This window comes from Saprospiraceae bacterium (genome assembly GCA_016710235.1).
Classification (GTDB): domain Bacteria; phylum Bacteroidota; class Bacteroidia; order Chitinophagales; family Saprospiraceae; genus Vicinibacter.
On the sequence record JADJLG010000001.1, the window covers coordinates 1,670,734 to 1,692,272 of the forward strand.

Annotated in this window: 17 protein-coding genes and 2 tRNA genes; 6 read left to right on the forward strand and 13 right to left on the reverse strand. The window is 37.2% G+C overall.

From position 1 onward, the window contains the following. The first annotated feature begins 62 nt into the window (after nucleotides 1-62). Nucleotides 63-665 carry an RdgB/HAM1 family non-canonical purine NTP pyrophosphatase gene (gene rdgB / locus IPI99_06900; GenBank protein MBK7340240.1) on the forward strand — a complete coding sequence of 201 codons (603 nt, stop codon included), beginning with the start codon at nucleotides 63-65 and terminating at the stop codon, nucleotides 663-665. Here the strand turns inward: rdgB and IPI99_06905 are convergent. The 6 genes from IPI99_06905 to IPI99_06930 form a co-directional block, all read right to left on the reverse strand. Next, nucleotides 658-1,821: a T9SS type A sorting domain-containing protein gene (locus tag IPI99_06905; protein MBK7340241.1), complete on the reverse strand. Its 1,164-nt coding sequence runs from the start codon at nucleotides 1,819-1,821 to the stop codon at nucleotides 658-660. The two genes, rdgB and IPI99_06905, sit on opposite strands and share 8 nt — an antisense overlap. 158 nt (nucleotides 1,822-1,979) lie before the next feature. Further along, nucleotides 1,980-2,342 (reverse strand): hypothetical protein, encoded by a 363-nt coding sequence (locus tag IPI99_06910; GenBank protein ID MBK7340242.1) that lies wholly within the window; start codon nucleotides 2,340-2,342, stop codon nucleotides 1,980-1,982. Nucleotides 2,343-2,499: 157 nt separating this feature from the next. Beyond that, the gene (locus tag IPI99_06915) at nucleotides 2,500-4,185 is read right to left on the reverse strand and encodes a T9SS type A sorting domain-containing protein (GenBank protein MBK7340243.1); all 1,686 of its coding nucleotides are present in this window, start codon (nucleotides 4,183-4,185) and stop codon (nucleotides 2,500-2,502) included. 267 nt (nucleotides 4,186-4,452) lie between these two features. Next, nucleotides 4,453-6,135, reverse strand: a complete 1,683-nt coding sequence (locus IPI99_06920) for a T9SS type A sorting domain-containing protein (GenBank protein ID MBK7340244.1) — start codon at nucleotides 6,133-6,135, stop codon at nucleotides 4,453-4,455. A 129-nt stretch (nucleotides 6,136-6,264) separates the two neighbouring features. After that, entirely contained in the window at nucleotides 6,265-6,726 is a 462-nt protein-coding gene (locus IPI99_06925) for a hypothetical protein (GenBank protein ID MBK7340245.1), read from the reverse strand. 48 nt (nucleotides 6,727-6,774) lie between these two features. Beyond that, complete coding sequence (locus IPI99_06930; GenBank protein MBK7340246.1) at nucleotides 6,775-7,290, reverse strand: hypothetical protein; 516 nt, start codon at nucleotides 7,288-7,290, stop codon at nucleotides 6,775-6,777. A gap of 184 nt (nucleotides 7,291-7,474) precedes the next feature. Between IPI99_06930 and IPI99_06935 the strand changes: the two genes are divergently transcribed. After that, entirely contained in the window at nucleotides 7,475-8,317 is an 843-nt protein-coding gene (locus tag IPI99_06935) for a hypothetical protein (GenBank protein ID MBK7340247.1), read from the forward strand. 279 nt (nucleotides 8,318-8,596) lie between these two features. Here IPI99_06935 and IPI99_06940 read toward each other — a convergent pair whose 3' ends face one another. The 5 genes from IPI99_06940 to IPI99_06960 form a co-directional block, all read right to left on the reverse strand. Then, nucleotides 8,597-9,661, reverse strand: a complete 1,065-nt coding sequence (locus IPI99_06940) for an anhydro-N-acetylmuramic acid kinase (GenBank protein MBK7340248.1) — start codon at nucleotides 9,659-9,661, stop codon at nucleotides 8,597-8,599. Nucleotides 9,662-9,760: 99 nt separating this feature from the next. Continuing rightward, nucleotides 9,761-11,257, reverse strand: coding sequence for a peptide MFS transporter (locus IPI99_06945; GenBank protein ID MBK7340249.1), 1,497 nt, complete (start codon nucleotides 11,255-11,257; stop codon nucleotides 9,761-9,763). Between the two features lie 116 nt (nucleotides 11,258-11,373). Then, nucleotides 11,374-12,411, reverse strand: a complete 1,038-nt coding sequence (locus tag IPI99_06950; GenBank protein ID MBK7340250.1) for a quinone-dependent dihydroorotate dehydrogenase — start codon at nucleotides 12,409-12,411, stop codon at nucleotides 11,374-11,376. A 13-nt stretch (nucleotides 12,412-12,424) separates the two neighbouring features. After that, nucleotides 12,425-14,179: a DNA polymerase III subunit gamma/tau gene (gene dnaX, locus IPI99_06955; protein MBK7340251.1), complete on the reverse strand. Its 1,755-nt coding sequence runs from the start codon at nucleotides 14,177-14,179 to the stop codon at nucleotides 12,425-12,427. A 70-nt stretch (nucleotides 14,180-14,249) separates the two neighbouring features. Further along, the gene (locus IPI99_06960) at nucleotides 14,250-15,407 is read right to left on the reverse strand and encodes a hypothetical protein (GenBank protein ID MBK7340252.1); all 1,158 of its coding nucleotides are present in this window, start codon (nucleotides 15,405-15,407) and stop codon (nucleotides 14,250-14,252) included. Between the two features lie 78 nt (nucleotides 15,408-15,485). On the opposite strand from IPI99_06960, the gene IPI99_06965 reads away from it, so the two are divergent. Beyond that, nucleotides 15,486-15,556, forward strand: a tRNA-Cys gene (locus tag IPI99_06965). Nucleotides 15,557-15,647: 91 nt separating this feature from the next. After that, nucleotides 15,648-16,112, forward strand: a complete 465-nt coding sequence (locus tag IPI99_06970; GenBank protein MBK7340253.1) for an SRPBCC domain-containing protein — start codon at nucleotides 15,648-15,650, stop codon at nucleotides 16,110-16,112. A 347-nt stretch (nucleotides 16,113-16,459) separates the two neighbouring features. Here the strand turns inward: IPI99_06970 and IPI99_06975 are convergent, their stop codons facing one another. Beyond that, entirely contained in the window at nucleotides 16,460-16,678 is a 219-nt protein-coding gene (locus IPI99_06975) for a hypothetical protein (protein MBK7340254.1), read from the reverse strand. 246 nt (nucleotides 16,679-16,924) lie between these two features. On the opposite strand from IPI99_06975, the gene IPI99_06980 reads away from it, so the two are divergent. Then, nucleotides 16,925-20,395 carry a T9SS type A sorting domain-containing protein gene (locus tag IPI99_06980; GenBank protein ID MBK7340255.1) on the forward strand — a complete coding sequence of 1,157 codons (3,471 nt, stop codon included), beginning with the start codon at nucleotides 16,925-16,927 and terminating at the stop codon, nucleotides 20,393-20,395. Nucleotides 20,396-20,558: 163 nt separating this feature from the next. Here IPI99_06980 and IPI99_06985 read toward each other — a convergent pair. Next, nucleotides 20,559-20,631, reverse strand: a tRNA-Phe gene (locus tag IPI99_06985). Between the two features lie 94 nt (nucleotides 20,632-20,725). On the opposite strand from IPI99_06985, the gene IPI99_06990 reads away from it, so the two are divergent. Continuing rightward, nucleotides 20,726-21,538 (forward strand): hypothetical protein, encoded by an 813-nt coding sequence (locus IPI99_06990; protein ID MBK7340256.1) that lies wholly within the window; start codon nucleotides 20,726-20,728, stop codon nucleotides 21,536-21,538. Nucleotide 21,539 lies beyond the last annotated feature (1 nt).

Sequence of the window (21,539 nt, forward strand, 5' to 3'; positions counted from 1 at the left end):
TATAAGGAAAATGCTTCCAGGAAATTGCTGTGGACTGTATTACAAGCATTATTCAATAAGTAATGACACAAAGAGTATTTATAGTTGCTACACACAGTCGTCACAAAATGGACGAGTTTAAAAAAATATTTCCTGATGATGTGCAATTGTTATCACTGGAGGATTTGTCATGGAAAGATGCAATACCCGAAGCGGGATCGACCTTATATGAGAACTCTGAGATAAAGTGTAGAACAGTGTATCAAAAATATAGGCGGGCGGTAATAGCAGAAGATACTGGACTGGAAGTTGATATTTTAGATGGAGCCCCAGGTGTTTACACAGCTCGTTTTGCAGGACCACAAGCTAGCTCATTGCAGAATATTGAAAAATTGTTGACATTAATGAAAGGTTGTCAAAATAGAACAGCCAGATTTCGAACTGTAATTTCTCTCATTGAAAATGATCATTTGAATTTTTTTGAAGGAGTTTGTCATGGACGAATTGCTATCCATCCATCAGGTGAAGCAGGATTTGGGTATGATCCGATTTTTATACCCGATCCTTATATTACAACTTTTGCTGAGATGAGCGAAGAAGACAAAAACAATGTCAGTCATCGAGCAAAAGCAGTTAGAAACCTGATGAGTTATTTCAAGAAGAATTCAGATGAGTTTTCTATTTGAATTCACTTTTGACAAACGATTTGATGATGTCTCCTTTATTGGTATGTAAGACCAAATAGTATGCACCATTATTCAGTCCGGATATATCAGCAGTATAGTTTGATTTGTTTTTAAGTTGTAATTGAAGGAGTTTTGAGCCATCATTTTTTAAGATTTCCAGGTATTGGATTAGTATGTAATCAGGGACACTGATATGTAGCGTATTCTCAGCCGGATTTGGAAATAAAATTGTTTTTGAAGCGAGATTTTGTTGAAAGGAATTTGTCAATTGATCTTCGTCAAGATTTTCGCAGAAGCTGAAGGTGCAAGAATCTTCAATTGTCCCAAATGTGATATAGACGCTTAGCTGGAAGCAATAATCAGCTTTTGATTTTGTCTGTAAGAAAGTATCGGTACCCAGTATTTTGTTGCTGTCCTGCTTTGTAAACCATTTATATGAGTATTGTCTTACCATTCGTTTTTCATTTCCACAGTAATGGCCGGTGTCGAGTACATGAGCAGTATATAATCTGTTTTTATTTGTGGTGTCAAATTCAAAAACTACATCATATCCGGGATTGATTGCGAATAATTTATATGAAGAATCACAGCGATACGGAGAAGTTGAATTTGGCAATTTCACTATTGCATAGTTATTACAGCCACTGAATCGCTTATGAGTTGTAGGATCTATATAGGTATCCCCGGGATCGCAACCGATATAGTAAACATCAGGCTCATCCGGCTTTGGCAATATATAAAATCGCCTTATTGAATCAAATTTACAGCAGTTAGGTCCTGTAAATTCTACCTCGTACTCACCATCAGCAAAAATACTTGCACCATGCCAATCATATGGCACATCCTCCGAGCAGATGTACTTATCTGGTCCTTTGTATTCTGGTTTTGGAAGGACCGTAATTGTCTTACATTTTGGACCTTCTTCGTCACAGATACTGCTTCTGTCTTCATTGCCGATAAATGCTGTTACACATAATGTGTATGGTCCGGGGCCCCACTCATCATCCAGCGTCACTTCACTTTCATTGCCTCCTACAGGGACTCCATCCCAGGTCCACTCATAATATGGATCACAACCGCCCGGCTGATCGTAGACATTCCATTTCTCTCCACAAAATCCCTCACATACCTTATCCTTGCCCATGATATTGCTCAATGGCGATAAATTTGGCGCACCACCGCCTGAAGTTGTTAAACAAAAGTCACAAACATCACCAGCACAACCATCTATGAATAAATAGTACGTTTTACAAGGAATGAGGTTGGCTGTAATTGTAAATGTTCCTGAAGAGCCGCTGCAAAATGGATTACATGCTACTTCTTCACCACAACTACAATCCCCCTGATACCCATTTGTACACCTCGATTATTTACACAATTACTAAATGTAATTGTGATGGTAACTGGTCCACCTGTTGTCACCAAGGCCCACCAATTGGTATTATGTGGAACATATTCTCTTCCAGCACTAGGGCACAATAAATTTGCACCGCAAGGATATAAAGCTGAATGAATATCGAACGTGTTTTGACAGCAATATCCATTCACTTCGTCCAATGAACATAATACGTTTGCCGCAGAACATTCATCTGCTGCTGGTGGTACACACTGTGCATGCAAAATCTTGGATTTGACTACTAATGATGCAACTAATATTATAAATACACTCCGCCGCACGTTGTCAGATTTAAAATATGGTTAGAAAATGATCAGTTATAAAAAAATATCCTACAATAGTATAAATTAATTTTGCTGGTATAACAAAATTATTCATGATTTTATATATTCGTTTTATAGTTAGTTCTGTAAAGTGAAAACAATTTATCAAATAGACCTACCTTATCACTGAAAATTTTTTGAACAAAATTCCTCTATTCGTTTTTATCTTCATATAGTAGATACCTGGCACTAGTTGACCAATGTTAAGTTGGATAGTATAAGGATTTGAATGAACTAAATTTAATTTATTTGCATTCAATACCGGCAAGCCTTGTTGATTGAATATTTGCAATTCTTCTATTTTCAAGTCTAGCGGGTAAAATAGATAAATTGCCTGATTTGCAGGATTCGGAATGAGTTGAATGGATGTTTTTTGTTTTTCTATTTCATTAAATCCAACAATGTCATCTTCATTTATTGAATCGCATAACACTTGAATACATTCTTTATAAATTTTACCATATTTTATTCGGACTATTCGATCTACACAATAGTCATTATTACCGGTCACTTCTAAAGTATCTGTTAGGCTAAGTGTAATACCTGGATTGGATTTGAGGTACCATCTGTAATTAAACTCATATTTGATCAATGTGTCATTGCCACAGTAGTGGGTTGTATCCACCGTTTGGACATGCATTATTTTTTTTCCATACCTTAATTCACCTTTGATGGTGCTTTGAAATTCAGGGTAAATAGCAAATAAATGATAGCTGGAATCACAGGCCCATTCTTTCGAGCTTTTTGGTAATTTTACCAATACAGGATTTGCGCAGGATTTATAATATGTTTTTGTAATGGTATCTTGATAGTAATCAGAATTCGTGCAAGCTATGTAATAAACGGTATCAGTGAGAGGTGTCGGCAGGGTAAGAAATTGGACTATAGAATCATATTTACAGCAGTTAGCCTCAATAAAAGTTGCTTTAAAATCTCCTGCCTTGTCAACAGTTACGCCCTGCCATTCAAAAGGAAACCTATCTATGCAAATGGACCTGTCCGGTCCTCTGTACTCAATTCTTGGGTTAATTAATATGGTTTTGCATGTGGGACCTGATTGATTACATATGCTGCTTTTATTTCCATCTCCTACGTATGCATTTACGCAAAGAGTATAGCTTCCTGGTCCCCATTCATCATCTAAAGTTAATTCTCTTGCATTATTTCCGACGACCTTACCGTCCCATGTCCATTCAAAGAAGTGGGGACAATTATCTGATAATTCATGAACGGACCACGTTGTATTGCAAAAGCCTTCGCATATATTTCCTGTGCCAATAATATCGCCTAAAGCTGAAAGTTGAGGCGAATCTCCTCCTGTGATGTTCAAACAAAAATCGCATACTTCTCCGCTACAACCATCAATAAAAAAATAATATTTTTTGCATGCTTCTAAGTTTGCACTAATTTCTAATGTACCTGAAGGCCCGCTGCAGAACGGATTACATGCCAATTCTTCTCCGCAATTACAATCTCCCCAAATACCAAATTGTAGTCCCTGATTGTTGGTACAGTTGTTTATAGATATGGAAATCTTAATTTCTCCACCTGAGGTCACAAATGCCCACCAACTTGTGTTATGTGGAGCTCCTCCTGCATTACATAAAGCATTTCTACCACAGGGATAGTCGTCAGGGTTTTCGACTTGAATGTTTTGACAACAATAACTATTGAGTTCTTGCAGAGAACACAATACTGTGGCTTTTTCACAACTGCTAGCAGAAATTGGGTCACATTGTGCATGAAGATGATTCGTTGAAAATAATAATTGAATCAGGTACAAATAAATTACGTATTTCATATACTGTGATATTAATGGTTTCCAAAGTATTGGTCAATAGTCAGATATTGTGAATCGGATCTATCTTCCATTCTTTTAGGTGCATTTTCCGAAAATTGAAAATAAAGCCTAACTTAAGGATAAAGTCAAATGCCTTACCACAAATATAGTTATATATTCGAATTATTTATTTATTTTAAACATTATTTATAAGCTAAAATTCAAATAATCCATTGCCTTCTCAAAAGATCATGACAAATAGATTGATAGTTGTTAAGTTGGGGGGGGTTATTTGAATTCACTTTTGACAAACGATTTGATGATGTCTCCTTTATTGGTATGTAAGACCAAATAGTATGCACCATTATTCAGTCCGGATATATCAGCAGTATAGTTTGATTTGTTTTTAAGTTGTAATTGAAGGAGTTTTGAGCCATCATTTTTTAAGATTTCCAGGTATTGGATTAGTATGTAATCAGGGACACTGATATGTAGCGTATTCTCAGCCGGATTTGGAAATAAAATTGTTTTTGAAGCGAGATTTTGTTGAAAGGAATTTGTCAATTGATCTTCGTCAAGATTTTCGCAGAAGCTGAAGGTGCAAGAATCTTCAATTGTCCCAAATGTGATATAGACGCTTAGCTGGAAGCAATAATCAGCTTTTGATTTTGTCTGTAAGAAAGTATCGGTACCCAGTATTTTGTTGCTGTCCTGCTTTGTAAACCATTTATATGAGTATTGTCTTACCATTCGTTTTTCATTTCCACAGTAATGGCCGGTGTCGAGTACATGAGCAGTATATAATCTGTTTTTATTTGTGGTGTCAAATTCAAAAACTACATCATATCCGGGATTGATTGCGAATAATTTATATGAAGAATCACAGCGATACGGAGAAGTTGAATTTGGCAATTTCACTATTGCATAGTTATTACAGCCACTGAATCGCTTATGAGTTGTAGGATCTATATAGGTATCCCCGGGATCGCAACCGATATAGTAAACATCAGGCTCATCCGGCTTTGGCAATATATAAAATCGCCTTATTGAATCAAATTTACAGCAGTTAGGTCCTGTAAATTCTACCTCGTACTCACCATCAGCAAAAATACTTGCACCATGCCAATCATATGGCACATCCTCCGAGCAGATGTACTTATCTGGTCCTTTGTATTCTGGTTTTGGAAGGACCGTAATTGTCTTACATTTTGGACCTTCTTCGTCACAGATACTGCTTCTGTCTTCATTGCCGATAAATGCTGTTACACATAATGTGTATGGTCCGGGGCCCCACTCATCATCCAGCGTCACTTCACTTTCATTGCCTCCTACAGGGACTCCATCCCAGGTCCACTCATAATATGGATCACAACCGCCCGGCTGATCGTAGACATTCCATTTCTCTCCACAAAATCCCTCACATACCTTATCCTTGCCCATGATATTGCTCAATGGCGATAAATTTGGCGCACCACCGCCTGAAGTTGTTAAACAAAAGTCACAAACATCACCATCACAACCATCTATGAATAAATAGTACGTTTTACAGGGAGTGAGCATATAATTTAGCTGAATTATTCCAGATACAGTATCGCATTTTGCAATACAATATTTTCCTTCACCACATTCACAATTTTCCCAAACTCCGACTTCCAATCCTTTTCCCAAAGTGCAGTTAGAATAACTGACACTTAACTCAGTTTGACCACCAGTCGTTGAAAAAGCCCACCAGCTGGTGTTTTCCGGGACAAATAATTCTCCTGTATTTATGCAAGTGAACTCTGGTACACAGGGAAACTCGGATCCGTTGCTGATCGGTGAATTCGAACTGCAGAAACTATTTAACTCTGATGCAGAACATATCATATTTGCTTTCCCGCATTTGCTTGCGCCAGGAGTCAAATTTTGTGCAGATGCAGTTTTGACGTAACTTATTGAAATAAAAGCAGTTAAAAATAAAAATAGTTTCATAGTTTTTTTTTAAAGATGTTAGTTGAATTGTCAAGCTTAATGTTTCAATAAAGACCCTTAAGGATATAGATATGCGTCTTCATAGAATAAATATATTTTAAAAAGCTGTTTCAAGTGAAGGTATAAGCTTTAGTACTTCATATCACGTAATGCCAGAATTTCTTTTTCAGATAAACTTATCTTATTACGAATATGATCGAACAGATCTTTTCTTTCTGCCTGACCTTCTTTAGATACCAGCGTACTAAATTTGAGGATTGTATCCAAACTTAATGCTGATTGTGTCGTAAATCTTTGGTCTGTGGACCTGAGTATATGTGGCATGTCAAAACAGAGGAAAGAAAAATCGACATTTTTGGTTTGAATTAATATGCTTTCGCTTATTGGCGTTATTTCGTTTTGATATACATTTATTGGCGACTTCACTTTATATCCGGGTTCTTCTGTGGTTTTTTCTCCTCGGGCAGCTATCAACTCGAGGTGATCAGATAGTTGATAGATTACATAAATTAATCTGGCTATCTCATTCCGACTATTAAACTTCCTGAGTAGAACAAAATACTTTATTTGCTCCAATAAATGATCAAACATTTTTGAATGCCAGATTTCTGTTCCTGGAAATCCATAATAAATTTTAATTCAAGTATTCAGCTTTGTGTGAACTTCAGTATGCATTGCAGCAAGATCTAAATTGACTTTTTCACTATAAGAAGGAAGATTCCAATGTGTCATATTCCAAACACATAACTTGAAACTAAATAGTTCAGGAAAGACCATTAGATGAAATAAAGGAATCTCACCAGCAATATAACAATACTGCAAGTCAGGCATCTCATGGAGTAGTTGCATATGTTTGACTAAATTTTCAAGATAGTCTTCAAATTTTTCTGGTTTTTTCCTCAAAGAATCCAAGTAAAAAGGGACAGGAGAGAGTTTGCTGCCGAGATATTGATCTAAGGATATTTGGAGTTCCGTACTCAATAAAATTAAGTCTTCTAAACTGAGTTGAGTTTGCAATTGAATTTTTTTATACATTGCATTTTCTTTGATTCCCAGAATGGAGGCTAATTCGTGTACAGGTTTCTTGAATCGTATTTTCTGAATGGCTTCTTTTAGGAATTCTGCCTGAAATTGTTTCCATCCTTTTGTGTCCATATTTAGAAATTTTAAAGTTTCACAGTACCTTTTGTAAAGATATTACACTTTGTCTGGCCTTGTAGGTCTTTATTGTAAAAAAATGAGAAACGCAGGCATAAATATTTCCATTTGTGAAATGACCATTGTTGCAATTTTGTAGGGTAGAGTTGATTCAATAACAAATTCTGTTAAAAAAATGTATATGAAGATTGCAGCTCGACCAATAATTTTATGGATAGGAGTTTTTTTGCTTTCTCCGATTCCAGGAGATGGTCAATTAATTGCACAGTCGCAAAAAAAGCACTCGATCGGAGTAATTTTCGATTGGATGTCTTCTGTAAAAAATGGCTTGAATTCAACCTCAACGCCTAAACAATTTCAATTGTATTACAAGCAAATAACACTTTCATATAGAACAAAAGTCAAACCCAATACATCTTTGGGTATTGATCTTTTTATCAATATTGACCATTTGGAACATTTGTATCAACGCGAAGCGGACAGATTTTTGGAAGAAAGAATTTATGTGCCTTTAGAATTTACTTTTCTATTTTATAAACACGGTTTGCCTCCATCCAAGGACAGATATAACTCTGACAAATTGTTCATTAATAATGAATGTAGGTTGGAATTGGTAAAAGTCTGGAATCGTCAGAAGAGAATTGGTATTGGTTTCCAATGGAAGGCAGGTTTGGGGGTGGGTGCTTTTCAATACATACATGCGAGACAGAGGTTTAGTGGTACAATCACATTTGAGGGTGATGAACTTCCTCCAGTAGGTGAACTCTTGCCAATATTTGGTGCTATTTTTGATTCTGATGATGCATATGTCGCAGAAGGCACAATCAAACATTCTTCCAGTAATGATATTGCTATTCAGTTTAAATCGATTCTTGGAGCCGGATTGACAAAGAAATTGACTAATAATTTTGATGTGGGTTTGGGCGTAGATTTGGGATTTAACATATTTACAAGCAATCAGCTAAATTCTTTGATGAAATTTTCCTGTCCGGCAGCAAAATTGGCTCTGAATTATAATTTTTAATTTATCTAAAATATAAACTATTAACAGTTGCTGAGTTTGGCTTTAATTCTGATGATTTTCGATTTTAATCTCTTGTGAAGGGTTAAGTAGAGACCATGACCATCCATGTCATTTATTTTTTTCAGAGAGTTGAGTATCAACATGAGTATTTCATTGCCCTTGGTATAAATTTATGTTTCTGGTTTGATTCTGATTAGGTTTTTTTGACAATGGACTGAAATAATTTTGAGTAATCATTATGAGAACACCTTTTATAGGAGTAAGTAATTTCGGGTTAAATTAGGTCCATATATCTCCTGCGGAGTGATCTTTAACTGCACCGGTGACAGAAGACAGAACGTTGATTTTACCAAGGATCCGCAGTAAACCAAGGAAGGCGAAAACGATCGCTTCTTTAAAATCAATTAATTGGTAATCTTCAGATGGATTTAATTTTTGTCCAAAATAATGACTTAAACGTTCCATAAGATAAATATTGTGTGCTCCACCTCCGGTGAACAGATAGTTTGCGTTTTCGGTCCCAATGGTCAAAATAAATTTTGAGATCTGTTCTGCTACATGTTCTGTTGCAGTGAACAATAAATCATTGGGTTCAAATCTACTTTCTAAGAGATCATTCAAGTAATGATTTTCAAACCACTCTCGCCCAAGACTTTTTGGTGCCTTCATATTGAAAAATTCTATTTGATTCCATTTTATATACAATTCTTCAATCAATGTTCCGGATCTCGATATTTCTCCATTTTTGTCAAACGCAAGATTAAGTTTCGAAGCTATTGAATTTAATAAAATATTGCAAGGGCTCATATCACAAGCAAGTCTCTTGTTAGCACTTTTCCATGAAATATTGGAGAAACCACCTAAATTGATACAGCAATCATAATTTGAAAAAAGTATTTCATCACCTATGGGTACCAGAGGCGCACCTTGTCCGCCCAGCAATACATCTTGTTGTCTAAAGTTATTTACGACAGGAATATTGACTAGTTCATGAATCCTTTTTCCACTTCCAATCTGAATAGTGATTCCATCTGCCGGACGATGAAAAACCGTATGTCCATGGCTACAAATTAATTCAGGTATTTCAGGTAACCCTAATATGAATTCTTGGAGCTGTGTTCCTAAATAGTTTCCATATTTATCATCAAGTTGAGTCAATTGCTGATCACCAGAATAAAAAGCATTACTGAGTTCATGTTTTAATTCATCTGGATATTTAATCGTCAAAGCCTTTATAATTTGGTAGTTCCATTGCGTATTATAGTTGAATTTACAAGCTGCTATATCTAGACCATCAAGCGAAGTACCCGACATTAAACCGATGACGAAATATTCGTTTTTCATATTTATAAACAATGAAATCCTGAAAATTATATAGAAAGAAATTGTGCTAAACAAAATCGCCCTCAAGGTGAGGGCGATTTTTATCTATAGTTAGATAATTTATTTTACACCATGCATCATTTTTTGAAGCCACTTGGACATCAATAATAATATAATTCCAGCAATGCCAGCCATCACAACAAAAAGCAAGAAAAAGTCATATGTATTATTCATCGCATAACCCAGGAAGGAACTCGGTTTGCCTTCCTGTGGATAAAGTGCAGACAACATACCTGCAAATTTATTTGCAGTCGCATTTGCCAAAAACCAAACTCCCATCAGCAATGAAGCCAACCTTGCAGGTGCAAGTTTATTGACCATTGAAAGTCCAATAGGTGAAAGACATAATTCGCCAAAAGTGTGGATCAAATACAAACCTGTAAGCCACAGGATGCTTACTTTAGATGTTGGATCTGTTCCTTTTACTCCAAAAGAAATGTAGAGATATCCCAATGCAAGAAGTAATAATCCAATAGCTTGTTTAGTAGGAGATGAAGGTTGTTTGTCACCCATTTTGAGCCACAATGCCGAAAAGACTGGAGCAAATATTACTACAAATACAGCATTGAAACTATTGAACCAACTTGCAGGCATTTCCCACCCAAGAATATTTCTGTTTGTTTGTTCATCTGCAAAAAATGTCAGTGATGCACCTGCTTGTTCAAATGCACTCCAAAAGAAAATCACAAAAAATGCTGCAATAAAAATAACCCATATTCGATCTTTTTCCACCGCGCTCAGGGATTTATCCAAAATGATAGTTGCCGGTATACTTATGGCAAAACCAAATATCATGGAGCCAAAAAAATCAAAGCCTATGACATAGTAAAATAATAGTGCAAGTAACAAGGATCCACCTATAATCATAGCTAGCTGCGCATTGTCAAATTTCATTTCTGCAGATGAGCTCTCATCAGCTTTTAATCTTGCTCGATTCGGCTCTTCACCTATTTGGTATCCTGTCGGAGAAACCAGATATTTATTTTTCATCCAGTAAAAAGATGCAGTACTTACTAACATTCCAACACCGGCTGCAAAAAATCCCCATTTGAAAGCGATATTTTCTCCCAGATAACCACAGATCAAAGGAGCAATAAAGGCACCAAGATTGATACCCATATAAAAAACTGTATAGGCACTATCAATTCTTTTGTCATTTTCCGGATAGAGCTGTCCAACCATTGTTGAAATATTAGGTTTGAAAAATCCATTTCCAAAAACCAATAATCCCAAACCTATGTACATAATGAGAGAACTGCTGGATGCACCACTAAAAAATAATGCAAATTGCCCTGCGGCCATGAGTAATCCTCCAAGTATAATCGACTTGCGATTGCCCCAATATCTGTCAGCCATATACCCGCCAATGATCGGAGTCAGATAAACCAGACCTGTAAAACTACCATAAAGCTCTGATGAAAAAGCTTTGTCCATCATCAATTGTTTGGTGAGGAAAAGCACAAGTATGGCGCGCATTCCGTAATAGCTGAACCGCTCCCACATTTCTGTGAAAAATAAGAGATACAATCCTTTTGGGTGTCCGGTTTGACTAGACATAATTAGATGAATTTAATGAATAAATGATTTTTCGTTTGGATAAAATTAACAGGAATCATTGATTCAAGCAGATAAAAGTGATCTTTTTAGGAAAAAATATTTTCAAAGTTTGCGTATTACTGCAATAAGTCTTTGTTTATCATTGATTTACATATCCATGGTCCTTTATATATCATTGTGCTATAAATCTGTACCAAATCCGCTCCGGCTTGGATCCTTTCTTTGACATCTTCCTCAGTTTCAATCCCGCCTGAGCTGATGACCACTAGCTCGTTGGATATGCTTTTGATTTTTTTGAGAACATACAAACTCTTTGATTTAAGGGGAGAGCCACTCAATCCACCGCTTTCTGACGCCAATTTTTTCTCGATCAAGTTTTCTGGTCTATCAATAGTTGTGTTAGTTGCAATGATTCCTGTTAGCTTTTGCTTCAATACCAATGGAACAATCTCTTCTATAGCTTCATCACTGAGGTCTGGTGCAATTTTTAAAAAAACCGGTTTTGGATAATTCTTGCTAAAATTGGATGTTTGAATAGTCTGCAATAATTCGCTCAATAGTGATTTATCTTGGAGTTGTCTCAGATTAGGTGTGTTAGGTGAAGACACATTGATTACAAAATAGTCAACGTGATCATATAATTTTTCAAAGCATATTAAATAATCCTGAGCAGCATTCTCAGTACTGGTCGATTTGTTTTTACCGATATTACCGCCTATAATAAGATTTTTAGGCTTTTCAAAAAGTTTTAATTGCCTGACGAGATGATCCACTCCCAGATTATTAAAGCCCATACGATTGATGATTGCTCTGTCTTTGATCAGTCTGAATAATCTCGGTTTTTCATTTCCAGATTGAGCTACAGGTGTCACAGTTCCAACTTCTATAAATGAAAATCCAAGAAGCGCTAGAAGCTCCAACCATTTTCCATCTTTGTCAAATCCGGCTGCTAATCCAATCCTATGTTTAAAATGAAGTCCTGCAACAGTATGGGAATATCTTTCATGGAGATGAATTTGGAAACTTTTTCTTATCAAGAATGAAATTAATGGAATCTTCAATCCGTTGGCAAGCAAATCCATTGCAAAATAATGTGCTTTTTCAGGGTCCATTCTGAAAAACATCAACCTGATCAAAGGCCATATTAATTGCATGGACTACTTATTATTAATGAACAATTTTTAAGCCGAGGGTTTCTACAAAATTTTGGAGCTTAGGATTTGTTTGCAGCATCGCATCGTATTTTTCCTGAGAGTTCCATATTTTTTTGGGTTTGTCCTCTCTTTCTGAAAGTTGAGGATCAATTTCAATGGTAAGCTGAATATTGGCTTGATTGAAATACTTTCTTACACTCTCTTCGAGATTTAATTCTTGTCTGATGCTTTCTCTCGCTACCATACTTCCACATTTGATCAAGATAATGTTACCATTGAGTTGTAGTTTTACAGTATTCATATTGACACGAAGCAACTGAGAGTCCTGTTTGGATTTGAGTTGTTCCCAAAAATCAAGAAGTGAATCCAGATTCAATTCTTTTTGTTGGGTTTTTTTCTGAATATCTTCTTCGTTAATTTTTTTTCTTAGACTACCAATATCCATTAATTTTGGTAGAGCTGCAGCCGCGTTTTTCTTTTCTACAGGATTCGATTTTAATTCAACAACAGGTTTATTTGTTATACTAATTGTTGAATTTACTTCGGATATGTTTTCCGATGGTGTTGCATTGCTGGTATTATTTGATCTGATTTCCGGGAGTGATTCAGGAATTATATGCTCAGACTTTTTTTTTTCTAAGATAATATTTGTTTCTGTCGAAGTACCTTCAATTTTATACCTCATCGAACAGAGTTTAAGAAATAGTATTTCTATGTGCAACCTGCGGTTGTTTGCTCGGATTAAATTAATTTCCGATTCATTGATCAAGTACAATGCATTTAACAAAAATGTTTCACTACATGCATCTGCTTGTTCTGCAAATTTTTGTTTGCGTGTGGCAATAGAATTCAATAAAGGATCAAGGCTGGCTTCCTTTGTGACAAATAAATTTCTCATGTGATTCGCAAGACCTTCAGTGATGACTTGAACATCAAAGCCATTGGCGATCAATTGGTCTAATAATATTAAAGCTCGGGTCCTGTTTTCTGTTAAAAATGCCTCAGTGATTTGGAAAAAGTTATCATCGTCCAGAATATTCAAGTTATTGAGTACATCTTGTCGAGCAATATTCTTTCCTGAAAAATTGACTATACGGTCGAACATACTCAATGCATCACGCATCCCTCCGTCAGATTTTTGTGCGATGAGATATAATGCATCTTCTGACGAAGTGATCTTTTCTTTATCACTAATCATTTGCAATTGTTGCACAATGACTTGATCACTTATCCGCTTGAAGTCGTAGATTTGACAACGGCTAAGAATAGTAGGCAGTATTTTATGTTTCTCGGTCGTAGCCAGAATAAATTTCGCATAGGGCGGAGGTTCTTCCAATGTCTTGAGAAATGCATTAAAAGCTTGCTGACTCAGCATATGGACTTCATCTACAATATAGATCTTGAATTTTCCATATTGTGGTTGATAGCGCACGTGTTCGATTAATCCTCTGATATCTTCTACGCTGTTATTTGATGCGGCATCCAGTTCAAAAATATTGAAGGAAGTATTTTCTTGAAATGCAATACATGTTTTGCATTCATTGCAAGGTTCCCAATCTGCTGTAGGATTTTCACAGTTGAGGACTCTAGCTAAAATTCTAGCGCATGTTGTTTTTCCAACACCTCTTGGACCACAAAATAAAAAAGCATGAGCTACCTTTTCATTTTTCAATGCGTTCTTCAAAGTATTGGAAATGTGTTCCTGTCCCATCACATCAGCCCACCTGAGTGGCCTGTATTTTCTGGCAGAAACTACAAATGGATCCATAAATTTGGCAACTTTAAAGGCCCAAAAATACTTTGATTCAGCCAAAGAGTGGATACATTCTGTAAAATTGTCAAACGGATTGTCCCATTTCCAAAGTTTCCAAGCCGTTTGAGACTATTAATTCAAAAATTCGGGGTTCCATACCAGTTGCCTTCTTATAAAAGTCCGAAATATCCTCAGTGTAGGAACGGATATCATCTCGTCTCACCAGGTGCAGGGTACTCCCCCCAAATCCACCTCCCATCATACGAGCACCGGTGGCACGTGGATCGGTCTTGGCAAAACTCACCAGGTAGTCCAGTTCAGCACAACTCACACAATATAAATCCTTTAATCCCGCATGTCCGGCTAAAAGTAACTGTCCGGCAGCTTCAGGATCTTGTCCCAACAGAGCAGAGTCAAATTCTAAAACTCTCTGATTTTCTTCTACAACGTACTGCAGAAGCCTTTTTTCTATATCGTCCAATAAAGAGTAACAAGCTTGAAGGCAATCATTTTCAATATCCCGGATTGAAGACCATGTTGGATAGTGTAAGCTGATTTTTGAAACAATACTACGGCAAGCCCTACTACGGGAATTGTACTCCGAATCCACCAAGGTATGGTGCACCTTGGTATCCACAACGAGCCATTGATAATCTTTAAATTGAACATCTTTGTATTTAAAAGTCCAGTCTTGGCAATCAATCAGTAAGGCCTGATCTTTTCTACCATTAAAAATGCTGATCTGGTCCATCATCCCGCCTTCAAGACCTGAATGTCTTTCACCTCTGATGGCAATATGCATCAAGTCCGATTTATTGATTTTGAGGTCCAAGAATTCATTTAGGACAAATGCGAAACCACAACTGATAGCAGAAGAAGATGACAACCCTGCACCGCTGGGCAAGTCAGCTCCAAATGAGACTTTTATCTTGGGGAGTTTGTCATTGATCAAATTCAGTTCTTTCAACACTCCATCAAAATAGACTAGCCAGTCTGGTATGACGGATCTTTGATTTTGTATAAAGATTTGATTCCTGTCCAAAGCATGTATTGAGAATTTGGTATCCTCTTCCGCAAGAAAGTAGACGGCTTTGTCAATCGCGGCAGGGAAACACAAGCCTCGATTGTAGTCTGTATGCTCTCCAATGAGATTGATTCTCCCGGGAGACCTGACATAAAGCCATTTGCCCTGAGGTCTGGGATTTAGTCGATATAAGTTAATAAAGGAGCTGCTGTCTTGCATCTGCCAAAGCTAAAATCAAATTCGAAAATAATGGGTGGAATTCGGAATGATGTGCTAAATTTGCATCCCGTTTTAAAGGGTCGGATGGCCGAGTGGCTAGGCAGAGCTCTGCAAAAGCTCCTACAGCGGTTCGAATCCGCTTTCGACCTCTAGTAGAAAGACCTCTTGCAAATCATTTTGGAAGAGGTCTTTTTATTTGTCAGCGCAAGCATTTTCTGTTAATCAGCAAAATTTTGAAGCATGTTGCCATCACTTTATATTCAAAACGAAATTGAAATCAAATCTTCTGTAGAGGAGTGTTGGAAGTATTTGGTAGACCCTCAGAAAACCCCATTGTATATGTTTGGCTGTGCTGCTCTGAGTGATTGGAAAGTCGGTGATTCATTGAATTGGGAGGGCGAATATGAAGGAACCAAAATGATATTTGTCAAAGGAATTGTTGAAGCCATTGAGCCTCCTTTTCATTTGCAATATTCGGTGATTGATCCATTGAATCAGGAAATACCGGACATCCCGGATAACTATCTCCATGTCAGCTATTTGATCTCGGATTTGAAGAATGGCAGTTGTCTTTTTCAGGTTAGGCAAGGCGATTATTCCGGCGTAGCCGAAGGAGAAAAAAGGTATCAAGAGGGATTAAATGGTGGATTGGGCTGGATGCCGATATTGGAAAAAATTAAGGAATGTGTAGAAAAGCAACTCTAAAGGAATTAGAAAAAAATAACTGCTACAAATCAGAGTTATAGAAAATTGGAAGTACTTATAATTTAGAATGGAGTAATCTCAGCCAAAGCTCGAACAGGTTTTTCATGGAAAAATGTGTTCAGATCAAATCCTAAGACATCTTTTTGTCAAAATCTTTTGTAGGACAAAGACAATACGCTTACTTTGCAAGACAAAACCAATCCATGGAAATCAAAGAATTCAATAAAGGCAGTAAGGGTAGATGCTTTGTTTATTTCCTGATATTCATCATCTTGTTCGCCATCATGCTTATATATATATATCAGACAGGAAGGGTAACCAAGTTTTAAATATCTGAAGAACCTTACTTAATTGTCATCATCATTCTCAAATAAGAGAATGTTTGCAATTTCATATTGACCTTCTTTTACATAGAGATCTGCTCCTGGCATGGCCAGCCTGACAGCCTCCTGTTGTTTAGTCTTTTCCTGAACCATGGCTTCTATTCCATTTTTCAATAACTGGAGACGCTTGATTTCTGCCTTATACTTGTCTCCGAGTGACATAATTTTTTTCCATCCATTCATAACGAAAGTGTTTTATATAAGAACAAATTTATATATAATAATTTATTAATATGTAAGTCTTTGTAAAAATATTTTAACATATTTATTTTTATTATGTATATATAATTAATAATCAGATATATATAAAATCAAAAAAGAATTGCTCCACTCTGCCTACTTACTGTTTATTCTGACTTGATTTTGATCCATTAGCAAATGTTTTTTGTAATTTTGGCCATCAATCAAAATATTTACTAAAACCATCTTATGATTTTTCACCGCTCAATATTCAATGTTTTATTGATTCTGATTATCTCTAAATCTGCTTGTCTTTACGCGCAGCAAAATATCCTGTACAAAGAGCTGACTCGAAAAATTTCCGACAAACAAACATTTCAAGAGGTGGATCTTTTTTCGAGAACTTCCACCTTAACTGCCAGTCCTGTTGGCCAAGATCAATTGAAGTCAGGGTCGTCTTTTGTTTCTCTCCAATTGAATATGCAAGAGGTACATCATTTGCTGTCTGAGAAACTCAATTTTATTCAGGTGGATGTCATGACACCGGACCGTAAATCATTGAGTCTTTATCTTGAGCGTCAGGAGGTTTTTGGAGAAGAATCCAGAATTCTAGATTCTGACCATAAAATCATAGGGGAAACATCAGGTGGAGTTTATTACAGGGGCGTTGCAATTGGCCTCCCTCAGAGTCTAGTGGCCCTGAGTATTTTTGAGGATCAATTGATAGGGGTTATAAGCCTTCCGGTATCTGGCAATTTAGTCCTCGGAAAATCTAAATCAAGCAGTTCAACAGAATTGTCGCTAAATGCTCATGTACTTTTTTATGAACGTGACTTGATTGCTAAAATGCCTTTTTCATGCGGAACTGAGGAGATTTCACAACTCAATGGAGAGCAACAGCTCTCCGTACAGGGAATTTCTCAACTTCCCGTTTACGATGTGCGATGTAGGAAAGTAAAAGTTCATCTTGAATGTGACTATAAACTTTATCAAGATCAAGCGAGAAGTGTAAATCAAGTCAAAAATTACATGACGGGTTTGTTCAATGTAGTAAAAACCCTTTATTATAATGAATACATCCAAATCGAAATTTCTGATATATTGGTTTGGACAAATCAGGATCCTTATCTCCATACCACTTTGGCCAATATTATTTACCATTATGCAGGTTATCGCAAAGACAACTTCACGGGTAATATCACTCAATTGATAAGTACATTCGAACCACAACAGCCTGGTGGTATCGCATTTGTCGGAACGATTTGTCAAAATTATAATGGACAATCCGGCCCCCATTCATTTGCATTTATCTACAACACCTATTCCAACTTCCCGACTTATTCCTGGAGTGTATATGTAATGGCTCATGAAATGGGTCACAATTATGGTTCCTGGCATACGCATAGTTGCGTTTGGGGAGTCAATAAAAATTCACAATTAGACAACTGTCAGCCGCCAGACCTTGGCTCTTGCGCGTCCGGTCCTGCACCCACAGGTGGTGGCACGATCATGAGTTACTGTCATTTAACCAGTTATGGTATTAATTTCAGCAAAGGATTCGGGAAAGAACCAGGAGATTTATTGAGAAATTCAGTAAGTACCAGATCGTGCTTTGAAGACTTGGTTTCACCACAGACCAATAGGACTACGCTTTCCAAAGTATGGGAAGGGGACAACTTGTATTTAAATGCCGCGCCGAAGCTGGTGAGTTATTTGTACGATTGGTTTCATTATGATTATCCCATCCCTGGAGAAGATTCCAGCTCACTTAAAATAAATTATTCTGGTGTCTATAAACTTGCGATGTCAAACCGATGCACCAATTTTAGTAAATCTGACTCCATTACAATCGCCGACTTTCAGGTGAACCTAGGTTGTCCTGTGCGAAAGGGTAAGCGAGACAGTGTTATCAGTACTCTAACCATGAATGCTGATGATGCTGAATCCAAAGACAGCTTAGTGTTTCCCGCTAACGCTTTCAATGCCATCCCAGCTGCTGCTCTGGATATACTTGTTGTGCTACGTACGAAAATAGCACCGATTGGTAGCTCTTGGACACAAAGTGTAACCATGGCTTACAATGCACCAATCGGTACAAATGTGAGCAATACAAATTATTATCCTAACGAATTTGAACAGTATTATTTCAGCGGCGTAAAAACGTATACAAGGATATTGGGTAGGTTTGACCCAAAAGGTAAATGGGTGTTTTTTGCAAGAGATCTGAGGCCGGAAGTGGGGATCGATGCCAAGGTGACCCAAGAGATTATACTTACATGGAGAATGCCGGACACTGTTGAGGTTTGCGATATTCCACTCTGCGAAGGACAGCCTAGAACATTTGACGCAGGGATCACAGGGGCACAGTATCGATGGTCAACAGGTGACACCACTCAGCAAATTAGCACCAAAACGCAGGGACCGCTTGCTGTAACTGTGACCAAAAACGGTCGAACAAGCTCACACCAGATCCATGTTACCACTAAAACAATTCACTATGATAATCCTCGAGTGATTTGTGCAAACGAAAAAGTCAAAGTTGGCAACCATGAATACAATCTGGGGGGAATTTATATAGATACTCTTTTGGATAGAGATAATTGTGACAGCATCATTACTACAAGACTTACGGTCAAGCCCGTGTACCACACTTTTGACAGCTTGGAGTTGTGTTATGGAGATTTATTTTTGTCTCAACCTCTTTACAATGATACCACTGTGAATTCTAGCTTTACTTCTGATCAAAACTGTGATAGTCTGCACACTACTTTCATTCATGTCAATGCTGAGATAAAAGGATCTGCATCTGTCCAGATCGCTTGTGATGATGAAGGTGCAAGTGTCAATTATTCATTATCTGGAGGTAGTGGAGGATTTACTTTTTTATGGCCTGATGGATTTGATCAGGCAAATAGAACTCAGGTTCACTCAGGGACTTATTTGATTGAAGTCGTGGATGCTGCTGCCTGTACCTGGTTGGATACATTGAAGGTGGCTAACTATGATTCTATTGGCATTACTGTGCTAATTCAAGACATTAAATGTGCCGGCAAGAATGATGGTAGAATTGAGCTCATTCCGGTTTCTGGAACTCAACCATTTTTTATTAATTGGTCCAATGGGAATAATGCTCTGGTTAATGAAAGCCTTGGCCTTGGGAAGTATACCGTGTACATATCTGATCAAAATGGCTGCAAGTATGAAAATATCTTTGAAATACGGTCGCCAGGCTATATTTTCATTGATGTTCAAACCACGCCAAGTCAAGGTAATGATGGTTCGGCAAAAGCAAGTGTTAGCGGAGGAGTCCCACCATACAAATATCTCTGGTCCACACAAGATACTACAGACAAGATTAGTGGGTTGGCCCCGGGGGACTATTCAGTAAGCATTATAGATGCAAATGGTTGCACGGGTATGTATTTTTTTAGTATAAACAGAAGCACCGGGATAGAGAATGTCCAAGACCACAAAGTGATGATTTATCCTAATCCGGCATCCTCATTGATCTTTATTAAAGGGTGGAATGTCAAACCAACTTCTGTGGCCATTTATTCATCATTGGGCAAAAAAGTGGCGGAATTCAAGCAACTTGAAATATCAGATAAATCTCAAGCATTAGAATTGCCATTAGTAAATATTACTGCAGGGATTTATTTTGTTGAGATACTTGAGGGCAATTCTAAGATTATCAGGAAGCTTGTCATTGACAGATCATGATTCTCAAAGGATGAAAGTCCCACTGTTGTCTTAACAATAATACATCGCAACAAATCTGATCTTTAATCAGCGGGCTGAGAAAAGCATGGCTTTACCGGATTTGTATTCTTCTTTGTTTGAAATAAAATAGAAAAGCCCCGGAAATCATTCCGAGGCTATGATGTGGTACCTCCAGGGATCGAACCAGGGACACCAGGATTTTCAGTCCTGTGCTCTACCAACTGAGCTAAGGTACCTTCCACAAACCTCCAGGCGAACCTGTCAGCTTGAATTGGGGTGCAAATATAAAAAATTTTATATTACTTTTACCGCAGACACAAATTTTATACAATGTTACTTGGACGCATGTTATTGGTGCCTTCTATATTGCTTTTGGCATTGAGCATATATTGGGGCATGGTACAAGAACATATGGACATCAGACTCATACTACCAGCCTGTTTGTTGGTGGTTGCACTCTTTGTTTTTCAACACAAAATCAATGATTATAGCTTGGGACGCTGGCCACCAAAACTCGATGAGGATGAGGAGCATTGGATGAGATCTTATGTTCATTTCTACAATAATTTGTCTGATTTCAGGAAAAAGGAGTTTGGCCAAAATCTAGGTCGTGTCTGTGCGCAAACGGATTTTATTGCAAAAGGAATGGAATCTATCCCCCAGGAGATCAAAATGATGGTCATCGCCCCAATGATTTATATGCGACTTCATGAAAACCTTCAGATTTCTGAAAATTTTAAACGCGTAGCATTGTATTTGCATCCTTTTATAACACCGGAACAGAACTATATCCATATTTCAGAGATCCATGATGAAGACGGATTGCTGATTTTCTCATTGGCAGAACTTCAGATTTCTTATAAAGATCCCTTAAGGTATTTTAACTCTGCTTTTTATGAATGGTCTCGTATTTTTTTTGGTATCAATCAACATTTGAAGCCTACAAATATGAGTGATGAATTCATATGGCATTTTGTTGCCGGTCACACCAACATTGAAAAAGAAAGATTAGAAGCTTACATGGGCCAACCGGAAATAGATACGAGTTCGCTCCTGCTTTATACTTGTACATATTTTCAAGAGAATATTCCTGCTGATGTTGCAGCCTGGCACGCTCGCGTGAAAAAGTTTTTTTTCGTCTGAT